An 18,357-nucleotide genomic window follows, 5' to 3' on the forward strand; every position below is an offset into this window, starting at 1 on the left:
CCCCTGACCGAAGCGCCCTCGACGAGAGGGCGCTGGAAAGCGATGGGAGCTTCGGCGGTTCCCCAACCGCCTCATGCACCCAGCATGCTGGCTACTGATTGATCAGAACTTGCCACTCAGCCGTACCGTGACATGCAGTCAAGAACAAGTTCCCCACCCAAACCGGTCCGGCCGCCATCAATCTAGACCACGCGGCGCAGTGTCGGGAACAGTTGGACGAAACACATGTCGCAATAGTGACACCGGCGGCATACTGCCCGCGTGACGAGCATCGTGATCCCGGCCCACAATGAGGCGCCTGTCATCGGAAGACTCCTCGACGCACTGTTGGCCGATTCCTCCTCCGACGACGACCCGGACATCGTGGTCGTGTGCAACGGCTGCACGGACGACACCGCGAGCGTCGCGGCGGCCCGGGGCCCACGCGTGCGGGTGGTGGAGATCCCCGTGCCGTCCAAGCACGCCGCCCTGCGCGCGGGTGACGACCACGCGCGCGGCTTCCCGCGCGTCTACGTGGACGCCGACGTCGTGATCACCGGCGCCGACGTGCGGACGCTGACCGAGCCCCTGGCGGACGAGGCCTCGGGCATCCTGGCCACCGCCCCGCAGCGGCGCATTCCACTCGCCGGCTGTGCCTGGCGGGTGCGCGCCTACTACCGGGTGTGGCAGCGGCTGCCCGCCGTGCGCGAGGGGCTGTTCGGCCGGGGCGTCATCGCCGTCTCCAAGACCGGGCACGCGCGGATCGTCGCGCTGCCGCCGCTGATGGCGGACGACCTGGCGGCCTCCCTGGCGTTCACCGCGCGGGAGCGGCGGGTGGTCGACGACGCCGGCGTCGTCGTCCGGCCGCCGCGCACTTGGCCGGATCTGATCAGACGGCGCATCCGGGCGGCGGTCTCCACCGCCCAGGTCGAACAGCATCAAGGACCGCAGGAGGCCTCGGCGCGCACCAGCAAGGCGGACCTGAGAGCCATCGTCCGTGAGAAACCGGGACTGCTCCCGAGCGTCGTGGTCTTCGTCGCGGCGGCGCTCGCCGCCCGGAGGGGGTCCCGAAAGGCCATCCGCGCACAGGACTTCGGCACCTGGCTGCGGGACGAGAGCAGCCGGCAGAACTGATCGCACGACCGTCGTACCGGGAGCCACCACTTGTACCTCACCGATCGCTCCGCGCCCGCGCCGGCGGGCGCCGCCGACCGGGGCCGAAGACGCGGACCGGTGACCGGTGTCGCCCCGGTCGTCCTCGTCCTGGGCACGGTCAGCCTGATCACCGACATCTCCTCGGAGATGGTCACCGCCGTCCTGCCGCTGTACCTCGTCACCACGCTCGGCTTCAGCCCGCTCGGCTTCGGCACCCTCGACGGCGTCTACAACGGCGTCAGCGCGCTGGTCCAGCTCACCGGCGGACACCTCGCCGACCGGGTGCGGAACCACAAGCTGATGGCGGGGCTCGGATACGGGCTGTCCGCGCTGTGCAAGCCGCTGCTGCTGCTCGCGAGCAGTGTCGGCGCGCTCGGCACGGTCCTCGCCCTGGACCGGACCGGCAAGGGCCTGCGCACCGCTCCGCGCGACGCGATGATCTCCCTGTCCACGCCCGCCGAGCGGCAGGGCCGGGCCTTCGGCGTACACCGGGCGATGGACACCACCGGCGCGCTGCTCGGCCCGCTCACGGCCTTCCTCATCCTGCGCGCGGCGGCCGACGGCTACGACGCCGTGTTCGGCGTGAGCGCGTGCGTCGCCGTGCTCGGCGTACTGGTACTGGTGCTGTTCGTGCCGGGCAGGCGGCGGGCGCCGGGCACCCCGGGAGCATCGGATGCGGGGGCGACCGCCGCGGACGAGGGTTCCGCGGCCGACGGCAGGCAACCCGTCCGGGTCCGTGAGGCGTTGGCGCTGCTGCGCCTGCCCCGGCTGCGGGCGCTCGCCGGGTGCGCGGCACTGCTCGGCCTGACCACCGTCAGCGACGCGTTCGTCTACCTGCTGCTGCAACGGCGTGCGGGCATCGCCGAGCAGTGGTTCCCGCTGCTGCCGCTCGGCACCGCCGCCGTCTTCCTGCTGCTGGCCGTGCCCGTCGGCTCCCTGGCCGACCGGATCGGGCGCCGTACCGTGTTCCTCGCCGGGCACGCGGTCCTGCTCACCGGTTACGCCCTGCTGCTCTGGGCCCCGGCCACGCCGGCCCTTCCCTTCCTGGTCCTCGCCCTGCACGGCACCTTCTACGCGGCCACGGACGGCGTGCTCCCGGCCGCCCTCGCCGGCGTCGTGCCCGACCATCTGCGCGCCAGCGGCCTGGCCATCGTCGGCACCAGCCAGGCGCTGGCCCGATTCTGCTGCTCCCTCGCCTTCGGCGCCGCCTGGACTATGTGGGGACCCGGCCCGGCCCTGGCCGGCTCGGCGGCCGGGCTGCTGTGCTGCGCGACCGTCGCGGGCATGGTGCTGCGACCGGCCGACGAGACCCGATGACCACCTCAGCGAACCGAACCACGGGGATCCACATGACATCGATGCGCCGCCGCCTGCTCGTACTCGTCGCGGCGGTCCTGGTGCTCGCGGGCGTGGGCACCGGCGTGGTGCTGCACGCCGCCGCCCGCGCGGACCGCCAGAACCGGCCACAGGCGGGCGGACCCGCCGTGGACGACGGGAAGTTGACGCTCCGTCAGAAAGAGCGGCTGGTCTTCGTCAACGGCGCCGCCGGCCCGCACCGGACGGCGGTCGCCTCCGTCGCGTCCGCCGATCCGAAGGGCCGGCGCACCGCCTCGGACCTGAAGTGCGCGCGCTTCTACGCCGCGGCCGGCACGGGCGTCTGCCTCCAGTCCACCACCGGCGTCCTCAAGCAGAGCAACCGCGCCCTGCTGCTCGACGCGAACCTGCGCACCCGGCACACCTTCGCGCTCGCCGGCACACCCAGCCGGGCCCGGGTCTCGCCCAGCGGCCGCTTCGTCGCCTGGACCGTGTTCGTCTCCGGCGAGTCCTACTCCTCGGCGTTCTTCTCCACCCGCACCTCGGTCCTGGACACCCGCACCATGAAGCTGACCCCGAGCCTGGAGACGTTCTCCGTCGTCAAGGACGGCAAGCCCTACCACGCCTCGGACATCAACTTCTGGGGCGTCACCTTCTCCTCCGACGACGACACCTTCTACGCCACCCTCAACACCGCCAACAAGACGTATCTGGTGCGGGGTTCGCTCTCCCGGCGGACGGTCACGACGCTGGTCGAGAACGTCGAGTGCCCCTCGCTCTCCCCCGACGAGACCCGCGTCGCCTTCAAGAAGCGGATCCTGTCGCGGACCGACCTGTGGCACGAGTACGTCCTCGACCTCAAGACGCTCGAGGAGACACCGCTGGCCGAGCGCCACAGCGTCGACGACCAGGCCACCTGGCTCGACGACCATACCGTCGCCTACGCCCTTCCCACGGACGGGAAGGTCGGCACCAGCGACCTGTGGAGCGTCCCCGCGAACGGCAAGGGAACTCCCCACCTCCTGATCGCCGGAGCCTCCTCCCCCGCACCCCTCTAGCCCTGGCAGCGATCAGGTCAGGCGGAGTTCCAGGACGGTCACCGAGAGCGGCGGCACGACGCTGGTGAAGGACGGCGCCGCGCCGGTGACCGTGCTCGTCCTCGGCACCAACGTGTCGGGGGCGGTCAGTGTGTTGGTGGCCGTGCGCGAGGCGCCCGTGAGGACCGTGGCGGTGGCCCGGCTCCGGACTCCCTTGACCAGACCCTTCAGTTCCACCGGCACATTCAGCTTCTGCGTACCGGAGTTGACGACCGCGAGGTAGAGGCGGTCGCCGGAGCGGGTGGCCACGGTGGCGAGGCCCGGCAGCGCCCGCGCGGTGGCCGGCAGCACCGTCTTGCCGAGCCTGCCCGTCAGCATCTGCTGCGCCCAGTAGCTGGGCGACACATAGCTGTCGAGGTTGTCGTAGGCGATCAGGTTGGTGGCCCACACGTTGTTCTTGACGTGCGAGAAGAGCGGCGCGTAGCACTCCATGAGGACCTGGTCGGAGTTGCGGATCAGTCCGGCCAGCCAGGCGGCGTCGCCGAGCGCCGCGTTGAGGTCGGGCGTGGGCCGGCCCTCCTGCGCCGCCCACTCCCCGACGAACACCTTCGTCGAACCGCGGTCCCGGTTGTCGTACTTGTGGGTGGAGGCCTGGGCGGCGGACGGCGCGAGGTAGTAGTGCTCGTCGATCAGGTCCGGCGTGCGGCTCTTCACGGTCGTCGTGGCGATCAGCTTCAGCTGCGGGTACTTCGCCTTGATCGCGTCGTGGAAGGCCGCGAACCGCTCGTCGTACGACCCCGAGGTGTCGAACCAGTCCTCGTTGCCGATCTCCACGAACTCCAGCGGGAACGGCTCCGGGTGGCCGTCCGCCGCCCGGCGCGCGCCCCACTTGCTGGTGACCGGGCCGGTGACGTACTCGATCTCGTCCAGCGCGTCCTGGACGAACGGCTCGAGCGCGGCGCCGGTGACGTGCTCGCCCCTGAGCGAGTAGCCGGCGAAGACGGCGAGGACCGGCTGCGCGCGCAGGTCCTCGGTCCACTGCAGGTACTCGAGGAGGCCGAGGCCGTCCGTGGACCAGTAGCCCCAGGCGTCGTCCATGTGGCCGGGGCGCTCCCAGGCCGGGCCGATGGTGTTCTTCCAGTCGAACCGGGTGGCGATGGTGTTGCCCTCGAGGAAGTTCCCGCCGGGGAAGCGCAGGAACTTCGGCTTCAGGGCGACCAGTTTCTCCATCAGGTCGATGCGCAGGCCGTTGGGCCGGTTGCGGTAGGTCGGCGGGAAGAGGGACACGTGCTGCAGCCACAGCGTCTCGCCCGCGGCGGCGGGGTCGGCCGTGGTGACGGTCAGCCTCGCGTCACCCGTCACGGGCGCGCCCGGCCCGGTGCGCAGGGTCAGTTCGAAGGGGCGGCCGGGGAAGGCGGTGCCGATGTGCGGCACGTGGGCGGAGGCGTACACCGTCGCGCCGTCCGCCGACTCGATGGCCACGGTGAGCGCGCCGATGCGCCGCGAGGCCTTGGCGAACAGCCGGGCGGTGTAGGTGGTGCGGGGCCGCACGGGTATGCCCCAGAAGCCGTCGTTGGCGACGCCGGCGCGGCTTCCGGCGCCCGTCCCGTTCGGCAGTACGACCTTCAGGGAGCGGTCGAGCGCGGCGTTGAGCGGGGTGGTGGTGTCCAGCGAGAGGGCGGTGCCCCCGACCGCGGACCAGTGGACGGGCGTGCTGTCGTCGGCCATCATCGAGCGGTTCTGCACGAGTTCGGCGTAGATGCCTCCCTCGCCGGAGTGGTTGATGTCCTCGAACATCAGCCCGGGCAGGATCGGGGACACGGCGTGCGCGGGGGTGCCGACGTCCACGCTCAGCAGCGGCGTCGTGTTCCCCACGGGCACTCCGGCCAGCGCCGCGACCTGCTCGGAGGTCAGGGCGGCCGGGAACATGTGCACGTCGTCGATCAGGCCGTGCCACTGGTCGACGTGGCCGCCGCCGTAGAGGGCGCGTCCGACGGCGGTGTCGCCGCTGCCGGCCCAGCCCGCGGTGTAGGCGGTCTCCCCCTCCAGCACGCCGTCGACGTAGAGGCGGATGACGCCGGCCGCCGGGTCGCTGACGCCGGTCAGGTGGGTCCAGGTGCCGGTGGTGGGCGCCGAGGCGGCGGCCGCGACGGCGGCGTTCTGGGTGGCGTCCGAGTTCAGCCGGGCGAAGGCGAAGGTGCCGGTGTCGTCCCGCAGCCCCAGGTAGAAGGAGCTGACGACCTTGCCGTCGACGCTCACGGCGGTCTGGTAGCCGCCGAGTTGGGCGAGATTGACCCAGACGCCCACCGAGAACGCCTTGGAGGTGTCGAGGGCCGGCCCGGACGCGGTGGCGTTGCCGCCCGCGGTGAGGCCCAGGCTGTGGGCGCCGACCTTGCCGGCGTCCCAGCCGGCGGCGCCCTGGAGGGTCGCGGTGCGGCCGTTGCCCGACGAGTCGGCGGCCGAGGTGCCGGAACCCTCGTCGAAGGTCCAGTGGGCGGCAGCGGCGGGGAGGTCCGCGGTCGCGGCGCTCGCGGTGGTGCCGGTGAGTTCGGCGGCCCCGGCGGGGGCGGCGGCGAACGTCCCGGCGAGGGATGCGGCGGACGCGGCCCCCAGGACGGTGAGGACGGTTCTGCGGGGCACTCCGGCTTCTGAAGGCATGCGGCTCATTCCTTGGTGACAGACCGTTCGACATTTCGTACAGCGGTCGGTACTTCGAGCAGCAGGGATCTTAAGGTGTTCGCTCGGACCGTCAACACCCCTCGTACGGCAATGCTTTACGGGTTTCGGCCGCCCCGCGGCGCGAGGGCGTCGCAGACGAGGTCGAGCAGGCGATCGGTCTGCTCCTGGGGGGAGTTGGACGTGATGGCGAAGAAGACGCGACGAGCATCGTCGTGACGTCCGCGGCGTCGACGTCCGCGCGGAGCGTGCCCTGCGCGGCGCCTCGCTGGAGGAACCCGGCGATCGTGGCGGTGACCCGCTCCCGCGAGGGGGCGCGATGCGTCCGGCGGCGAAGCCCGCCCGCAGCGCCTCCATCAAGTGGGCGCCATCGCCCTCGACGAGGAGACCCTCGCCGAAACCGACGCGATCCCGACCCGTCCACCCGCCACCGCGTGAACCGCGCTCCGGCAGGTCAGCGCGCGCCGGCCCGGGCCAGGGATTCCACGGCGGCCGCGACCTCGTGGGGGCTGGAGATCATCGTGAGGTGGCGGGCACCGGGCACCAGGGTGGGCGGCGGTGCGCCGATGCGCCGCGCGGTCTGTCGCGGGGTCTGCTCGCTGAACACGTCGTCCTGCGCGCCGAACACCACGGACTTGGGGATGCGGACAGCGGCGAGCCGGGCGACCCGTCTCGCCGGAAGACCGGGCACGCCCTCGCCGAGCATGTCCCACAGGGCCGCCTCGGCGCCCGGCATCCGCAGCGGCCGCCGCCACTCGTCCACTCCGGCGGCGTCCAGGCGCGGGCAGGCCGGCCCGCACTGGGCGTCGTACACGGAGCGGATCAGCCGGTCGGTGCTCAGACCGAGACGCAGCAGGCTGGTGCGGTAGGGGTCGATCAAGAGGTACTTGAGTACGGAAGGCGGTCCGGCGCCGGTGTCCAGGGCGTCCCCGTCGAGCAGCATCACGCTCCCGATCCGTCCCGGGGCGCGCAGTGCCGCCTCCGTGACGACCGCGGCCCCGCTCGAATGACCCACCAGCAGGGGACGCTCACCGGGCCCGCCGAGGTGCATGGCGCTCAGGAAGCCCAGGAGCTGCCGGGTGAAGTGGTCGACGGTGTAGGGGCCGCGGCGCCGGCTGTAGCCGTCCCCGGTCAGATCCAGCGCGTAGACCCGGTGGTCGCGCGCGAGCAGCGGTGCGAGCCGGGACCAGGTGTCCACCTGCTCGAAGGCGCCGTGGACGAGCACGACGGGTGAGCCGGTCGTACCCCATTCCCGGTAACGGGTGCGGATGTCGGCCGCCTGGACGTACCGCAGCCCGGCGGGCGGCGCGGCACGTCCCGCGGTGAACGCGTTGTAGGTGAGGGAAGCCGCGGTGACGACCATCAGCAGCACCGAAAGGACGAGGACAGCGCGCCGCATCCACCGCCCGCGCCGCGGGATCGCACGGGGTGCGGCGTCGGCGTCGGCATCCGCCTGCGGGGGCTCGATCGGCCCGGCCTCGGGGTCGGCATCCACGTGAGTTTCCATTCTGCCCGGTCTCTCCGGTCACAGGATCGCCCGGCTCGGGGCCGAGATCATCCACCCACAGGCGTGTACGCACATACACCCACGGAAGTAGCTCCAGCCCCGGCGCGGACAACTAAGCTGTGCGGCAGACGAGTTGCCAGGGGGGCGGATGTCCGCGGGGAACGACCCGGAGCTGAGCGAGGGCCGGATCAAGCACCTGGAGCTGATCCAGGTGATCGTGGCCCGGATGGGCAACAACTCGTTCCTGATCAAGGGCTGGGCACTGACCGTCACCGGCGCGCTGCTCGCCTACGCGACCGGGAACGGCAGGAAATCCGTCGCGCTGGTGAGCTTCGTCCCCATCCTCGCCTTCTGGCTCCTGGACGGCTACTTCCTCTACCAGGAGCGGCTGTTCCGACGGCTGTACGACCGGGTGCGCCGCCCCGGGACCGAGGTGGAGCCGTTCGCCCTGGACGTGACGCCCGGCCGGGAGAAGGCGGGGGTCATGAAAGCGGCCGGCTCCCCCACCCTGGCCTTCTTCTACGGGGGCCTCGCCATCGCTCAGGCGTTCGCGCTGCTCTTCGTGCTCTGACCGGGACCGCACCCTCAGGGGCGCCGCGTGACGAAAGCGGCACGCAGCCGTCGCGCCGAGTCGTCGAGCAGGTCCTGGTCCTCCTCGCCCTTCTCGGGCCACAGCCGCGGCATCCGGTCGCCCTGGTAGCGCGGGACGACGTGCACGTGCAGGTGAGGCACCGACTGCGTGGCCACCGCCCCCGACGACTGGATGACGTTCAGCCCCTCGGGGCGGTGCGCCGCCCGCACGGCGTGGGCCGCCCGGAGCACCGCCGAGCCGACGGCCGCCGCCGTGGGGCCGTCGAGCTCCCAGATGTCCGCGACATGGTGCCGGGGCACGACCAGCACATGCCCCGCGTGCGCCGGGTTCACCGGCAGGAACGTCAGGGTCTGCGCGCTCTCGTCGACGACCCTTGCCGGTGCGGCCCCGGCGACGATCTCGCAGAAGACGCAGTCGTCCGCGGAGTGATCCACTGTCATGGGTCGACGATATGCCCCGGCACGCCGCGCTCAGGCCCAGGCACTCACCGGCACAAAGGAGCTGTCCTGCCGGAAGAGGGCCGTGCCGTCGGTGGCGTCGACCCGCAGCTGGTAGTTGTAGTGCCGCAGGTAGTAGCCGGGGTAGTTGTACGACTCGAATCTGACCGAGCCGGTCGCCGATCCGGTCCTGGCGACGAACGTCGCGTCCTTGGCGAACGTCGACGTGCCGTCGTTCGCGTCGAAGCGGCCCCGGAAGTCGTAGTGACGCAGGTAGTTGCCGGACGCGTCACGGAAGGAGAAGGCGCCCGGGTCGGCCAGGCCGGGGACGACCGTGAAGGACGACGCCTGCTTGGCCGCGGTCGTGCTGGAGCCGGTCACCACCGGGAGGTTCAGCAGGGACGACTGCTCCTGCCAGTACCGGGTCGTGTAGTTGGCGGACCGGAACGAGCGCGAGACGTTCGTCGGCAGGGCCACTCCGCCGGAGACGGTCTCCTTGATGACCGTGAAGTGGCGTGCGGTTCCGGAGATGACCGGCAGTGCCCTGGGAGCGGTCCAGGTCGCGAACGTGTCGGAGCTGTCGCTGTAGTAGTAGTTGCCGTCTCCGTAGCCGTCGAAGAAGATCCGCCAGGCGCCGTTGTCGAGCTGGACGACCGACGGGCCCTCGCGGTAGCTGCCCCAGCCCGCCCAGTCGCCGGTCTTCGAGATCGTGTAGGGGCCGGTGAGGCTGGACGCCGTGCCGTACTCGATGTACTTGGCCGTCTCGTTCTTGGTGAACGCGTGGTAGGTCCCGCCGATCCGCACGATGTAGGTGTCGATGTGGTTGGCGCCGATGCCGGACAGTGCCGTCGGTGAAGTCCAGGCGGTCAGCGCGGAGTCGGTCGCCTTCATGACGTACGGCGTGAAGATCCACTCGTTGTCGGTCGTCGAGCAGGACACGATGACGTTCACGCTGCCGTCGCCGTCGACGAACCACTCCGGCGCCCATGCCCGGGACAGATTGGTGATCGGCACCGTGTAGTCGTACAGGAAGGTCCAGGCGGCGCGGTCGGAGCTGCGCGCGAAGCCGATCGTGGTGCTGACGTCCTGCCAGGTGTGCGTGGTGTACGTCAGGTAGTAGTAGCCGTCGGTGTGCTTGAAGACGCTCGCGTCGCGGATGCGGTTGGCCGGCGGGGTGTAGGCGGAGGACCGCACGAGCCGGAAGTCGGTGGCGTCGTCGGACTCGTAGACGTTCACCGTGCCGTCGTCGCTGTTGAGGAACGGCACGATGGTGTAGCGGGTGGCCGAGCCACTCGCGGGTGCGGCGGCGGCCGCCGTTCCGAGCAGGCCGGGGAGTTCGCCCAGGACGAGCGCCGAGGCGGGCAGGGCGGCCATCGCGCGCAGGAGGGCGCGGCGGGACGGGGCGGGGGGTCGTGTGCTCACGTGCGGCTCCTTGGTCCAGCCGGAACCATGGGATGCGGGATTTCGAACATGGTTCGGCAAGTCGGTCAGAAGGTAAGGGTGAGACGTGAGCACGTCAATGCTTTCAGCGGGGCTCGACGGCACCTGTGCGAAGCATGTGCCGCCGTTCGGTCGACGCTCGGGCCAGGGACGTTCGACATGCCGCACCAAGGGGGGCCGACACACGTTACCGTTCAGTAGACAACCCGCTTCCGGAGGTGTCCCGTATGACGCTCGACCGTGCCGCAGGCCTGGCGGAGTCCGCCCGAGCGCTGGCCGAGGGGAAGGTGACCTCACGGGAACTGGTGGAGCGGGCGCTGGCCCGCATCGAGGCCACACAGGGTTCGCTCAACGCCTTCCGGATCGTGCGGGCGAACGCCGCGCTCGCCGAAGCCGACGCAGCCGACGAGGAGTTGGCGGCCGGAGTGCGCAGGCCGCTGCTCGGCGTACCGGTCGCCGTCAAGGACGACATGGACGTCGCCGGTCTGCCGACCGCGTTCGGCTGTGCCGGGGAGTTCCCGCCCGTCGCGCGGGACGGCGAGGCCGTACGACGGTTGCGGGCGGCCGGGGCAGTGATCGTCGGCAAGACCAACACGTGTGAGTTCGGGCAGTGGCCGTTCACCGAGGGACCCGCGTTCGGGGCGACCCGCAACCCGTGGAACACCGGGCACACTCCGGGCGGTTCGTCCGGCGGGTCGGCCGCCGCGGTCGCCGCCGGACTGGTGCCCGCCGCCCTGGGCTCCGACGGCGCCGGATCCGTGCGCATCCCCGCCGCCTGGACCCACCTCGTCGGCATCAAGCCCCAGCGCGGCCGCATCTCCACCTGGCCGCGTGGCGAGTCCTTCCAGGGGATCACCGTCAACGGCACGCTCGCCCGGACGGTCGCGGACGCGGCGCTCCTCCTCGACGCCGCGAGCGGCAACCACGAGCTCGATCCGCACCGGCCGCCCGCCATCCGGGCGTCCGAGGCCGTCGGCCGCGATCCCGGCCGCCTGCGCGTCGCCCTGTCGCTCAAGCCGCCGTTCACCGCGGTGCCCGCGCGCCTGCGGCCGGAGGTCCGCGCGAAGGTCGTCGAACTCGCCGAGAGAATGAGCCGGTTGGGCCACTTCGTGGAGGAGGCCGATCCGCCGTACGGCCAGATCGGCCTCACCTTCGTACCCCGGGCCACCGCCGGTATCGCCGAACGCGTCGTCGAGGCCCCCTTTCCCGCCCTCCTGGACCGGCGCACCCGTGATGCCGCCCGGCTCGGACGGCTGCTCGGCGGGGCACCGTTGCGGGCGGCGCGCCGGGCGGAAGCGGTGCTGCACCGTCGTATCGGCGGATTCCTCGAGTCGTACGACGTCATCCTCGCGCCCACGACCGCCGCTCCCCCGCCGCGCGTCGGGGCGATGCTGTCGCTCGGCGGATTCGCCACCGACCGGGCGATGATCGCCGCCTGCCCCTACGCCTGGCCGTGGAACGTGCTGGGCTGGCCGGGCGTCAACGTGCCCGCCGGGTTCGTCGGCGACGGACTGCCCGTCGGCGCCCAGCTCCTGGGACCCGCGGGCAGCGAACCGCTGCTGATCTCGCTGGCCGCGCAGCTGGAGGCGGAGCTGCGCTGGCACGAGGCGTGGCCGCCGCAGCCCCTCGCCGCGAACTCCCCGGCGGTGTGAGCCGGTTCGGTCGTACCCTGTGACCATGGACGACGTGTCGATGGTCGGGCTCATAGGGCGGGTCACCGGGACGGTCGGGCCCGGGCTCGTCGGCGAGGTGATCGTCCGGGTGCGCGGCGGCGCCGAGCACTTCCTCGCCCACCCGGCCCCGGGGACGGCCCGGATCGAGCGGGGCACGGTGGTGACGGTGGTGGAGTACCTGCCGCCGAGGACGGTCTACGTCACCGAGGCGTACGACGGCCAAACCGTCTGACGCATCGACAGGTGAGCCCGCTTCCGCGCAGGTGAGAGGCTCTTTAGGGGCCGCGCGTCAAGATTGCGGCAAGGATTCGCCGACGTCTTCACCCCGGCCTCCCGCAGGAGCACACTCCCTTCGTTCGGTGCCGAGAGGGCACCATTCAAAGGGGGCGTATGCCGATGATCGTCGGCGTCGTTGCGGGAGTGGTGGTCCTCGCCATTCTCGTTCTGATCGGTCTGTTCAAGATGATGTGGCGGGTCGCCGAGCCGAACGAGGCGCTCGTCATCTCCGGTTCCAAGCACCGCACCGAGGGCCTCGAGGAGGGCATGGGATTCCGTATCGTCACCGGGCGCGGCACGCTGGTGCTGCCCGGGGTGCAGGCGGTGCGCAAGCTCTCGCTCGACCTGAACGAGACAGAACTGCACGTGGACTGCGTGACGCACCAGGGCATTCCGCTCAAGGTGCGGGGCGTGGTCATCTTCAAGGTGGGCGACGACTTCGTGTCGATCGCGAACGCCTCCCGCCGGTTCCTCGACCAGCAGAAGCTGATGGCCGAGCGGGTGCACAACGTCTTCGCCGGTCATCTGCGTTCCATCGTCGGCGGGTTGACGGTGGAGGACATGATCCGTGACCGGGAGAAGCTGACCGCGCAGACCCGGGCGGCCTGCGGCACGGAGATGGAGAAGCTCGGGCTGATCGTGGACTCGCTGCAGATCCACGAGATCGAGGACCCGACCGGGTACATCCAGAACCTGGCCGCCCCGCACGCGGCGGCCGTCCAGCGGGACGCGCGCATCGCGCAGGCGGAGGCGAACCGGCTGGCCACCGAGGCGGAGCAGCAGTCGTACGCGCGGATGGCCGAGGCCACCCGGGACAGCGAGATCCTGCAGGCCGGCTATCAGGCCGAGCGTGACAAGGCGGCGGCGAAGTCCCGTCAGGCCGGTCCCCTCGCGGACGCGGCGGCGCGGCAGGAGGTCGTCGTACAGGAGACGCGGGTCGCCGAGCTGGAGGCGCACCGGCGCGAGCAGCAGTTGCAGGCGGACGTCCGCAAGCCGGCCGACGCCCAGGCCTACGAGAAGCGGACGCTGGCCGAGGCCGAGCGTGACGCGCGGATCTCGGCGGCGCAGGCCAAGGCCAAGGAGACGGAGCTCGCGGCGGCGGCCGAGGCGACCAGGGTCAAGACGGCCGCGGGTGCCGAGGCGGAGGCCACCAAGGCCCGCGGTGCCGCCTCGGCTGCCGCGACGCGGAACACCGGTGAGGCCGAGGCGGCGGCCGCGCAGGCGAGGGGCCTGGCGGAGGCCGAGGCGACCAAGGCCAAGGGGCTCGCCGAGGCGGAGGCCATCAAGGCACGGGCGGCCGCGCTCGCCGAGAACCAGGAGGCGGTCGTCGCCCAGCAACTCGCCGAGAACTGGCCGGAGATCGTGCGGGCCGGCGCGTCCGCCTTCGGCAGCGTCGACAACATGGTGCTGCTCAACGGCGCCGACGGCATGACGGACATGTTCACGAAGGCGCTCACCATGGGCGGCGCCGGCCTCGGTCTCGCTCGCCAGCTGCTGGCGTCGATGAACCAGAACGGGCAGACGCCGAACGGGACTTCGCCCTCCCTGAACGGGGTCACGCCGCCGTCGCAGAAGGTGCCGATGGACCGGGAAGGGTAGTCCGCAGCGCCGGAGAAAGCGGGCGCTGCGGGGACGCGCGTCCGTCCGGACAGTACGCCCGGGGGCCTCGGTTTCGTGAGCCCCCGGGCTCTGTCGTGCTCCCGTGTGCTTCAAGCGCCCCCTGGCCCGGTGCGGCGGGGAGCGGGGAGCATCCCCCTGTGCACGGACCCGCACGCACCCTGAGGAGGCCCCGTGTCCGAGTCGGCGAAGAACCCCGAGGACGAGGCGGAGGACATCCCCGGACCCGAAGCCCTCGGGGAGGGAACGGAGAAGGCTTCCGAGCTCGCCGACGAGGGACTCGGCCGGCAGACCGGCACCGGCGCGGACAGCGCGGCCAGGGAGCTGCTCGACCGGCTGGCCGAACAGGCGTCGGACTCCGCGGACTGACGGGTCGTACGGCGCTCGCCGCCCTGAACGTCGCGACTCCCGGGTCCGCCCCGAAAGACCCGCGGAAGCGACCACTAAGGTGCCTGCGTGACTGCGTTTACCGATGAGAACGTCCCGGGCCGTTTCGGCCCCACCGCCACCACCGAGGCCGACCCCCGCCAGGTCGGCCCGGTGCGCACCGAGTACTCCCCCGCACACGACGGCGACCCCGACCCGGGCGAGATCGTGTGGACCTGGGTGCCGTTCGAGGAGAACGACGGCCGAGGCAAGGACCGTCCGGTCCTGGTGGTCGCCCGCGAGGCCGCCGGCACCCTGCTCGCCGTGCAGCTGTCCAGCAAGCGGCACGACGACGACCGGGAGTGGGTGGCGATCGGCAACGGGCCGTGGGACCGGTCGGGCCGCGACTCCTGGATCTCCGTGGACCGGGTGCTGAGGCTGCACGAGGACGGGATGCGCCGGGAGGCGTGCGCCCTGGACCGGGGCCGGTTCAACCTGGTCCGCCACCGCCTGCACGAGCGCTACGGCTGGAGCTGAGCGACTCCGCCACCCCGCGGGCCGGCTGGACTCCCCCTCGCCGACGGCCCGACGTCACCCGGAACTTTTCACCCGCTTCGGGTGATTGAGGCGCTCGCCATCCCGTGGATTCTGCTGTTCAGAGGTTCGGCCCAGGAGCTGATCGCCCGCGCGACCCGCTCTTCGCCTGAGCTTCCGTCGGGCGGAGAGGGAGGCCGGATGTACACGGCACAGATGTCCGGGCACTGGGCACTCAACTGGGCGACGAGGGCCCGGAGCGTACCCGGGGGCGGACTGCTGGCGGCGTTCCTGGTGGATCTGGTGGCCGACGTGGAGCCCGTCCGGGAGGCCGACACGGTCAGCTTCCCGCTCCGTCCGGCGGCCCACGCGCTGGGGGTGCAGCCGACGCATGTCAGCACGGCCCTGCGCCGCCTTTCGGACGCGGGCCTGCTGACCTGGCACGCCGACGGTGCACCGGAGACGTCGCACGTCACCGTGACCCTCCGGCTCTCCTTCGCCGACTCCGCACTCGAAGATGCCGCGTCGGCCGCCCCGAAGCGTGAACCGGCACGGTCCTGACAACACAGGAAGGCGGTGCGCGATGACCGCTGCACCCGACACTCCCGTACTCGACACCCTCACGGCCATGACCCTCGACTCCGTCGAGCGATGCCACATGGAACCACGCTCGCTGATCCTCGCCCGGATCTCGGCACTCGTCGCCATGGACGCGCCCGCGATCTCCTACCTGGCGCACATCGACCCCGCGATCAAGGCCGACTTCACGGTGGAGCAGCTGCAGGACCTGCTGGTCGCCATCGCTCCCGTCGTGGGCACGGCACGCGTCATGTCGGCCGCGGGTCACATCGCCCAGGCCTTCGGCGTCGCGATCGCGCTGGCCGACACCGAGGCGGAGGCCATCGCCCAGGCCGAGGCGGAGAGCCGTAAGAGCTGACCGGCGGCCGTCACGGCGGCTTTCGGCTGTGAGGGATGGTGAGCAGCCCGGGCTGTCATTGATGGGTGAGCAGCCCGGGCTGTCAGGGATGGGTGAGCAGCCCGGGCTGTCAGGGATGGGTGAGCAGCCCGGGCTGTCAGGGATGGGTGAGCAGCCCGATCCCGAGCGCCACCAGTGCGGCGACCTTGGCCACCTCCAGGCCGACGTAGTAGAGGTGCTCGCGGGACCGGGGCACGTCCTCGCCCGCCAGGACGCGGTCGGACCTGCGGTTGAGCCGCGGCCGCACCACGATCAGCTGGGCCGAGAGCAGCACGAACACCGCGACGACCGGTCCCACGACCCCGACGGGCCGGTCCCCGGTGGCGACGGCCACGGCGAGCGCCACGGCGAGGACGGCCTCGACGAGGTTCAGGGCGCGGAAGACCAGCCGCCCGATCCCCAGGCCGATGGGGATGGTCACGCCCGGGGCGCGGAACTTCAGCGGCGCCTCCAGGAAGGAGATCGCCAGCACCATCCCGAGCCAGAGGAAGGTGACCGCGACCGACGTCACGGCCCATGTGGGGTGCATCAAGGGTGCCTTTCTGCTGTCTGCCGCGGTGCGGGCTGCTGCGGTGCGGGCGCCAAGTGGGCCAGACACGCGTCGGGTTCGGCGAAGGGTTCGAGGCCGGTCGCGGTGAGCGGCGCGCCCAGCTCGGCCAAGGCGCCCTGCATCAGGCCGAGATGCAGGGGACAGACCAACTGACCGTGCTCCTCGGCAAGTTCGAGGAAGGGGCAGTGGCGCAGCCGGATCCGGGCGGGCGGCGTGCCGCCCTCGGCGTCCGGGGCGAAGCCGAGGTCGTCCAGCAGGCGCACGAGACGGGCGGCCGCGTCCGCGGGGGTGGGCCGTCGGTACGGCTCCGGCTGCTCCACCAGAAAGCGACCCCAGGCGTGGCCCGTCTCCATGACGGCGGAGCGCGCATCGGGTCCGGTGGCGGCGAGCCGGCTGAGCAGCATCCGCGCGAGCAGCTGGTAGCCGCGGCTTCCGCCGCGGTCCATGCCCGGACGGGGCACGTAGACGGTACGCGGGCGTCCGCGGCCGGAGGGCGGCCGCGTCCGTCGTTCGACGGCGCCCTCCTCGACCAGGGCGTCCAGATGGAACCGCACGGTGTTGGGGTGGACGCCGACGCGCTCGGCCGTCTCGGTGACGCCGAGCGGACCTTCGGCCGCCCGCAGTACGGCGAGGACCTGGCCGCGGCGCGGACTGGTGCCCTCGCCGCGGCGCGGGCTGGTGCGTGAGGTGGACATGCCTCCTCGCCCCTCTTCCGTCTCTGCCGTCCCCGACAATTTCTCCAAATACTACCTGTAATAATTGGCGAAAGATGAGGCGGGTCGGGAGCCGAAAGGCTCGGACGGTCGGGAGCGGAGAGACCGATGGAACGAGTCCCACAGACGCACGAGGAGGAGCCGATGCCGACTCCTCTGTGCGACATCGATGCCCTGGCCGCCGCCGCGCCGACCGTGTCCGCCACGGGCGTGCTCTGGAAGCTCACGGAGAGCGGGCGCCAGCTGGACGCCAACCTCGTCCGGCTGGCTCCCGGCCGGCACATCGCCCCCCACGCGGAACCGGACCTGGACGTCCTGGTGCTCGTCGTCTCGGGCGCCGGCACGTTCGGGGCCGGCACGGAGGGCGAACCGCTGCCCCTCGTCGCGGGCTCCCTGTTCTGGCTCCCCCACGGCTCGACCCGCAGCATCACCGCGGGCGACGACGGCCTCGCCTACCTCACGGTCCACCGCCGCCGGCCCGGCATGCAGATCGGCCGCGCACGCTGAGGCGGAAGCAGGCCCGCAAAACTGTTACGCCGACCGGGAACGCGGGCCGTCCCTCGTCCGTCTTTCCCAGTGAGGCCCCCGCGGCATCCCCCGTCTGCGGGGGCCTCGCCAGCTCGCGGGACCCCGGTCCGCCGCCTACGGCTGAAGCGCCCCGGCCGTGAACGCCCGCGCGAACGCCTCCCGTGCCGCGCTGTCCGGTCTGCGGTCGAGCACCCCGAACACCACGTGCTCGAAGTGCGCCGCGAACCGTCCGCCCGGTCCGAGCAGCGCCCGGAACGCGGCGGCCACCTGCGCGGGGTCGTTCTGGAACACGCCGCACCCCCACGCCCCCAGCACCAGGCGCCGGTAGCCATGGGCGGCTGCCGTCTCCAGCACCCGCTCCGCGCGCACCGCCAGGGCCCGCGGGAGGTCGGCGGCCCGCTCGGGCGCCGTGCGCCTGATGACGCCGGCGTTCGGTGCGGCGGCCGTGAGAAAGCCCGCCGTGTACGGCTCGTCCAGCAGGCGGCCCCGGTCGTCGCGGAAGACGGGGACGGCCGGCGAGTGGATGACGCGGTCCGTGTAGAACGGGTCGCGGTGGGCGCGGTGGTGGTCGTAGAACCTGGGGACTTCGAGCAGGCACCGGTACAGGGCGGAGGAGCGGCACAGCGCCTCCTCCTGGGCCTGTGCGCCGTTGAGGAAGCCGCCGCCCGGGTTGCGTGCGGAGGCGAAGTTCAGCACGGCCGGCCCGCCGCCGACGCGACGCGCCGCCTCCAGGCTGCTCTCGCCGGTGACCTCGAAGAACGTCTCGGCGGGCACGGTCTGCGGCACGGGGACGGGCTCCGGCCCGTACATGCGCGTGCCAAAGCGGGCCGCGGACACGGACTCCGCGATGGACACCTCACGCCCGTCGGACGCGCGATACGCGCCCGCCGCGACGATCTCCTCCGTCTCGCGCGCGATGCCGCGCAGGCGCGCGCTCATGGCGCCACCCCCGTGGGCGCCATGCTCGCGCGCCGTGCGCGCTCCCCC

General features: G+C 72.0%; 19 protein-coding genes. 12 read left to right on the forward strand and 7 right to left on the reverse strand.

What is annotated here, in order from left to right; all coding sequences use genetic code 11:
* The first annotated feature begins 261 nt into the window (after nucleotides 1-261).
* The 3 genes from ACQF4J_RS08070 to ACQF4J_RS08080 are packed head-to-tail and all read left to right on the forward strand — an operon-like array spanning nucleotide 262 to nucleotide 3,506.
* Entirely contained in the window at nucleotides 262-1,113 is an 852-nt protein-coding gene (locus ACQF4J_RS08070) for a glycosyltransferase (RefSeq protein WP_351572769.1), read from the forward strand.
* A gap of 30 nt (nucleotides 1,114-1,143) precedes the next feature.
* Entirely contained in the window at nucleotides 1,144-2,451 is a 1,308-nt protein-coding gene (locus tag ACQF4J_RS08075) for an MFS transporter (protein WP_351572772.1), read from the forward strand.
* A gap of 32 nt (nucleotides 2,452-2,483) precedes the next feature.
* The gene (locus tag ACQF4J_RS08080; protein WP_351572775.1) at nucleotides 2,484-3,506 is read left to right on the forward strand and encodes a TolB-like translocation protein; all 1,023 of its coding nucleotides are present in this window, start codon (nucleotides 2,484-2,486) and stop codon (nucleotides 3,504-3,506) included.
* A 12-nt stretch (nucleotides 3,507-3,518) separates the two neighbouring features.
* Here the strand turns inward: ACQF4J_RS08080 and ACQF4J_RS08085 are convergent, their stop codons facing one another.
* Both ACQF4J_RS08085 and ACQF4J_RS08090 read right to left on the reverse strand, forming a co-directional pair.
* A complete protein-coding gene (locus tag ACQF4J_RS08085; protein ID WP_427165357.1) occupies nucleotides 3,519-6,143 on the reverse strand; it encodes a LamG-like jellyroll fold domain-containing protein in 2,625 nt (874 codons plus the stop codon).
* A 472-nt stretch (nucleotides 6,144-6,615) separates the two neighbouring features.
* Nucleotides 6,616-7,656: an alpha/beta fold hydrolase gene (locus tag ACQF4J_RS08090; RefSeq protein ID WP_427165359.1), complete on the reverse strand. Its 1,041-nt coding sequence runs from the start codon at nucleotides 7,654-7,656 to the stop codon at nucleotides 6,616-6,618.
* 160 nt (nucleotides 7,657-7,816) lie between these two features.
* Between ACQF4J_RS08090 and ACQF4J_RS08095 the strand changes: the two genes are divergently transcribed.
* Complete coding sequence (locus ACQF4J_RS08095; RefSeq protein ID WP_427165361.1) at nucleotides 7,817-8,239, forward strand: hypothetical protein; 423 nt, start codon at nucleotides 7,817-7,819, stop codon at nucleotides 8,237-8,239.
* Nucleotides 8,240-8,253: 14 nt separating this feature from the next.
* Here the strand turns inward: ACQF4J_RS08095 and ACQF4J_RS08100 are convergent, their stop codons facing one another.
* Both ACQF4J_RS08100 and ACQF4J_RS08105 read right to left on the reverse strand, forming a co-directional pair.
* The gene (locus ACQF4J_RS08100) at nucleotides 8,254-8,700 is read right to left on the reverse strand and encodes an HIT family protein (RefSeq protein WP_351572787.1); all 447 of its coding nucleotides are present in this window, start codon (nucleotides 8,698-8,700) and stop codon (nucleotides 8,254-8,256) included.
* A gap of 30 nt (nucleotides 8,701-8,730) precedes the next feature.
* A complete protein-coding gene (locus tag ACQF4J_RS08105) occupies nucleotides 8,731-10,119 on the reverse strand; it encodes an AbfB domain-containing protein (protein WP_427165364.1) in 1,389 nt (462 codons plus the stop codon).
* 245 nt (nucleotides 10,120-10,364) lie between these two features.
* On the opposite strand from ACQF4J_RS08105, the gene ACQF4J_RS08110 reads away from it, so the two are divergent.
* The 7 genes from ACQF4J_RS08110 to ACQF4J_RS08140 all read left to right on the forward strand — a co-directional run bounded on the left by ACQF4J_RS08110 (nucleotide 10,365) and on the right by ACQF4J_RS08140 (nucleotide 15,540).
* The gene (locus tag ACQF4J_RS08110; protein WP_351572790.1) at nucleotides 10,365-11,789 is read left to right on the forward strand and encodes an amidase; all 1,425 of its coding nucleotides are present in this window, start codon (nucleotides 10,365-10,367) and stop codon (nucleotides 11,787-11,789) included.
* A 25-nt stretch (nucleotides 11,790-11,814) separates the two neighbouring features.
* Nucleotides 11,815-12,042, forward strand: coding sequence for a hypothetical protein (locus tag ACQF4J_RS08115; protein ID WP_427165366.1), 228 nt, complete (start codon nucleotides 11,815-11,817; stop codon nucleotides 12,040-12,042).
* 158 nt (nucleotides 12,043-12,200) lie between these two features.
* Nucleotides 12,201-13,685, forward strand: coding sequence for a flotillin family protein (locus ACQF4J_RS08120; protein ID WP_427165368.1), 1,485 nt, complete (start codon nucleotides 12,201-12,203; stop codon nucleotides 13,683-13,685).
* Between the two features lie 192 nt (nucleotides 13,686-13,877).
* Nucleotides 13,878-14,072, forward strand: coding sequence for a hypothetical protein (locus ACQF4J_RS08125; protein ID WP_351572799.1), 195 nt, complete (start codon nucleotides 13,878-13,880; stop codon nucleotides 14,070-14,072).
* 87 nt (nucleotides 14,073-14,159) lie between these two features.
* Nucleotides 14,160-14,606, forward strand: coding sequence for a type II toxin-antitoxin system PemK/MazF family toxin (locus tag ACQF4J_RS08130; RefSeq protein ID WP_142145021.1), 447 nt, complete (start codon nucleotides 14,160-14,162; stop codon nucleotides 14,604-14,606).
* A gap of 198 nt (nucleotides 14,607-14,804) precedes the next feature.
* The gene (locus ACQF4J_RS08135) at nucleotides 14,805-15,164 is read left to right on the forward strand and encodes a helix-turn-helix domain-containing protein (RefSeq protein WP_351801995.1); all 360 of its coding nucleotides are present in this window, start codon (nucleotides 14,805-14,807) and stop codon (nucleotides 15,162-15,164) included.
* Between the two features lie 22 nt (nucleotides 15,165-15,186).
* A complete protein-coding gene (locus ACQF4J_RS08140; protein ID WP_351572804.1) occupies nucleotides 15,187-15,540 on the forward strand; it encodes a carboxymuconolactone decarboxylase in 354 nt (117 codons plus the stop codon).
* Nucleotides 15,541-15,676: 136 nt separating this feature from the next.
* On the opposite strand, the gene ACQF4J_RS08145 is transcribed toward ACQF4J_RS08140, so the two are convergent.
* Both ACQF4J_RS08145 and ACQF4J_RS08150 read right to left on the reverse strand, forming a co-directional pair.
* Complete coding sequence (locus ACQF4J_RS08145; RefSeq protein ID WP_427165370.1) at nucleotides 15,677-16,108, reverse strand: hypothetical protein; 432 nt, start codon at nucleotides 16,106-16,108, stop codon at nucleotides 15,677-15,679.
* A complete protein-coding gene (locus ACQF4J_RS08150) occupies nucleotides 16,108-16,824 on the reverse strand; it encodes a helix-turn-helix transcriptional regulator (RefSeq protein WP_351572810.1) in 717 nt (238 codons plus the stop codon). Before ACQF4J_RS08150 ends, ACQF4J_RS08145 begins: the two co-directional genes overlap by 1 nt.
* 162 nt (nucleotides 16,825-16,986) lie before the next feature.
* On the opposite strand from ACQF4J_RS08150, the gene ACQF4J_RS08155 reads away from it, so the two are divergent.
* Nucleotides 16,987-17,349, forward strand: a complete 363-nt coding sequence (locus ACQF4J_RS08155; RefSeq protein WP_427165371.1) for a cupin domain-containing protein — start codon at nucleotides 16,987-16,989, stop codon at nucleotides 17,347-17,349.
* A gap of 135 nt (nucleotides 17,350-17,484) precedes the next feature.
* On the opposite strand, the gene ACQF4J_RS08160 is transcribed toward ACQF4J_RS08155, so the two are convergent.
* Nucleotides 17,485-18,309: a TIGR02452 family protein gene (locus ACQF4J_RS08160; RefSeq protein WP_427165372.1), complete on the reverse strand. Its 825-nt coding sequence runs from the start codon at nucleotides 18,307-18,309 to the stop codon at nucleotides 17,485-17,487.
* Nucleotides 18,310-18,357: the final 48 nt, after the last annotated feature.

Origin of the sequence: Streptomyces sp. C1-1 (assembly GCF_050214755.1) — a bacterium.
Lineage (GTDB): Bacteria > Actinomycetota > Actinomycetes > Streptomycetales > Streptomycetaceae > Streptomyces.

What these genes read in the sequence shown, in the direction of transcription:
- ACQF4J_RS08100 (WP_351572787.1), bottom strand. Translation starts at nt 8,700, where the DNA reads ATGACAGTGGATCACTCCGCGGACGACTGCGTCTTCTGCGAGATCGTC.
- ACQF4J_RS08140 (WP_351572804.1), top strand. Translation starts at nt 15,187, where the DNA reads ATGACCGCTGCACCCGACACTCCCGTACTCGACACCCTCACGGCCATG.
- ACQF4J_RS08080 (WP_351572775.1), top strand. Translation starts at nt 2,484, where the DNA reads ATGACATCGATGCGCCGCCGCCTGCTCGTACTCGTCGCGGCGGTCCTG.
- ACQF4J_RS08120 (WP_427165368.1), top strand. Translation starts at nt 12,201, where the DNA reads ATGCCGATGATCGTCGGCGTCGTTGCGGGAGTGGTGGTCCTCGCCATT.
- ACQF4J_RS08095 (WP_427165361.1), top strand. Translation starts at nt 7,817, where the DNA reads ATGTCCGCGGGGAACGACCCGGAGCTGAGCGAGGGCCGGATCAAGCAC.
- ACQF4J_RS08110 (WP_351572790.1), top strand. Translation starts at nt 10,365, where the DNA reads ATGACGCTCGACCGTGCCGCAGGCCTGGCGGAGTCCGCCCGAGCGCTG.
- ACQF4J_RS08135 (WP_351801995.1), top strand. Translation starts at nt 14,805, where the DNA reads ATGTACACGGCACAGATGTCCGGGCACTGGGCACTCAACTGGGCGACG.
- ACQF4J_RS08085 (WP_427165357.1), bottom strand. Translation starts at nt 6,143, where the DNA reads ATGCCTTCAGAAGCCGGAGTGCCCCGCAGAACCGTCCTCACCGTCCTG.
- ACQF4J_RS08150 (WP_351572810.1), bottom strand. Translation starts at nt 16,824, where the DNA reads ATGTCCACCTCACGCACCAGCCCGCGCCGCGGCGAGGGCACCAGTCCG.
- ACQF4J_RS08155 (WP_427165371.1), top strand. Translation starts at nt 16,987, where the DNA reads ATGCCGACTCCTCTGTGCGACATCGATGCCCTGGCCGCCGCCGCGCCG.
- ACQF4J_RS08145 (WP_427165370.1), bottom strand. Translation starts at nt 16,108, where the DNA reads ATGCACCCCACATGGGCCGTGACGTCGGTCGCGGTCACCTTCCTCTGG.
- ACQF4J_RS08115 (WP_427165366.1), top strand. Translation starts at nt 11,815, where the DNA reads ATGGACGACGTGTCGATGGTCGGGCTCATAGGGCGGGTCACCGGGACG.
- ACQF4J_RS08160 (WP_427165372.1), bottom strand. Translation starts at nt 18,309, where the DNA reads ATGAGCGCGCGCCTGCGCGGCATCGCGCGCGAGACGGAGGAGATCGTC.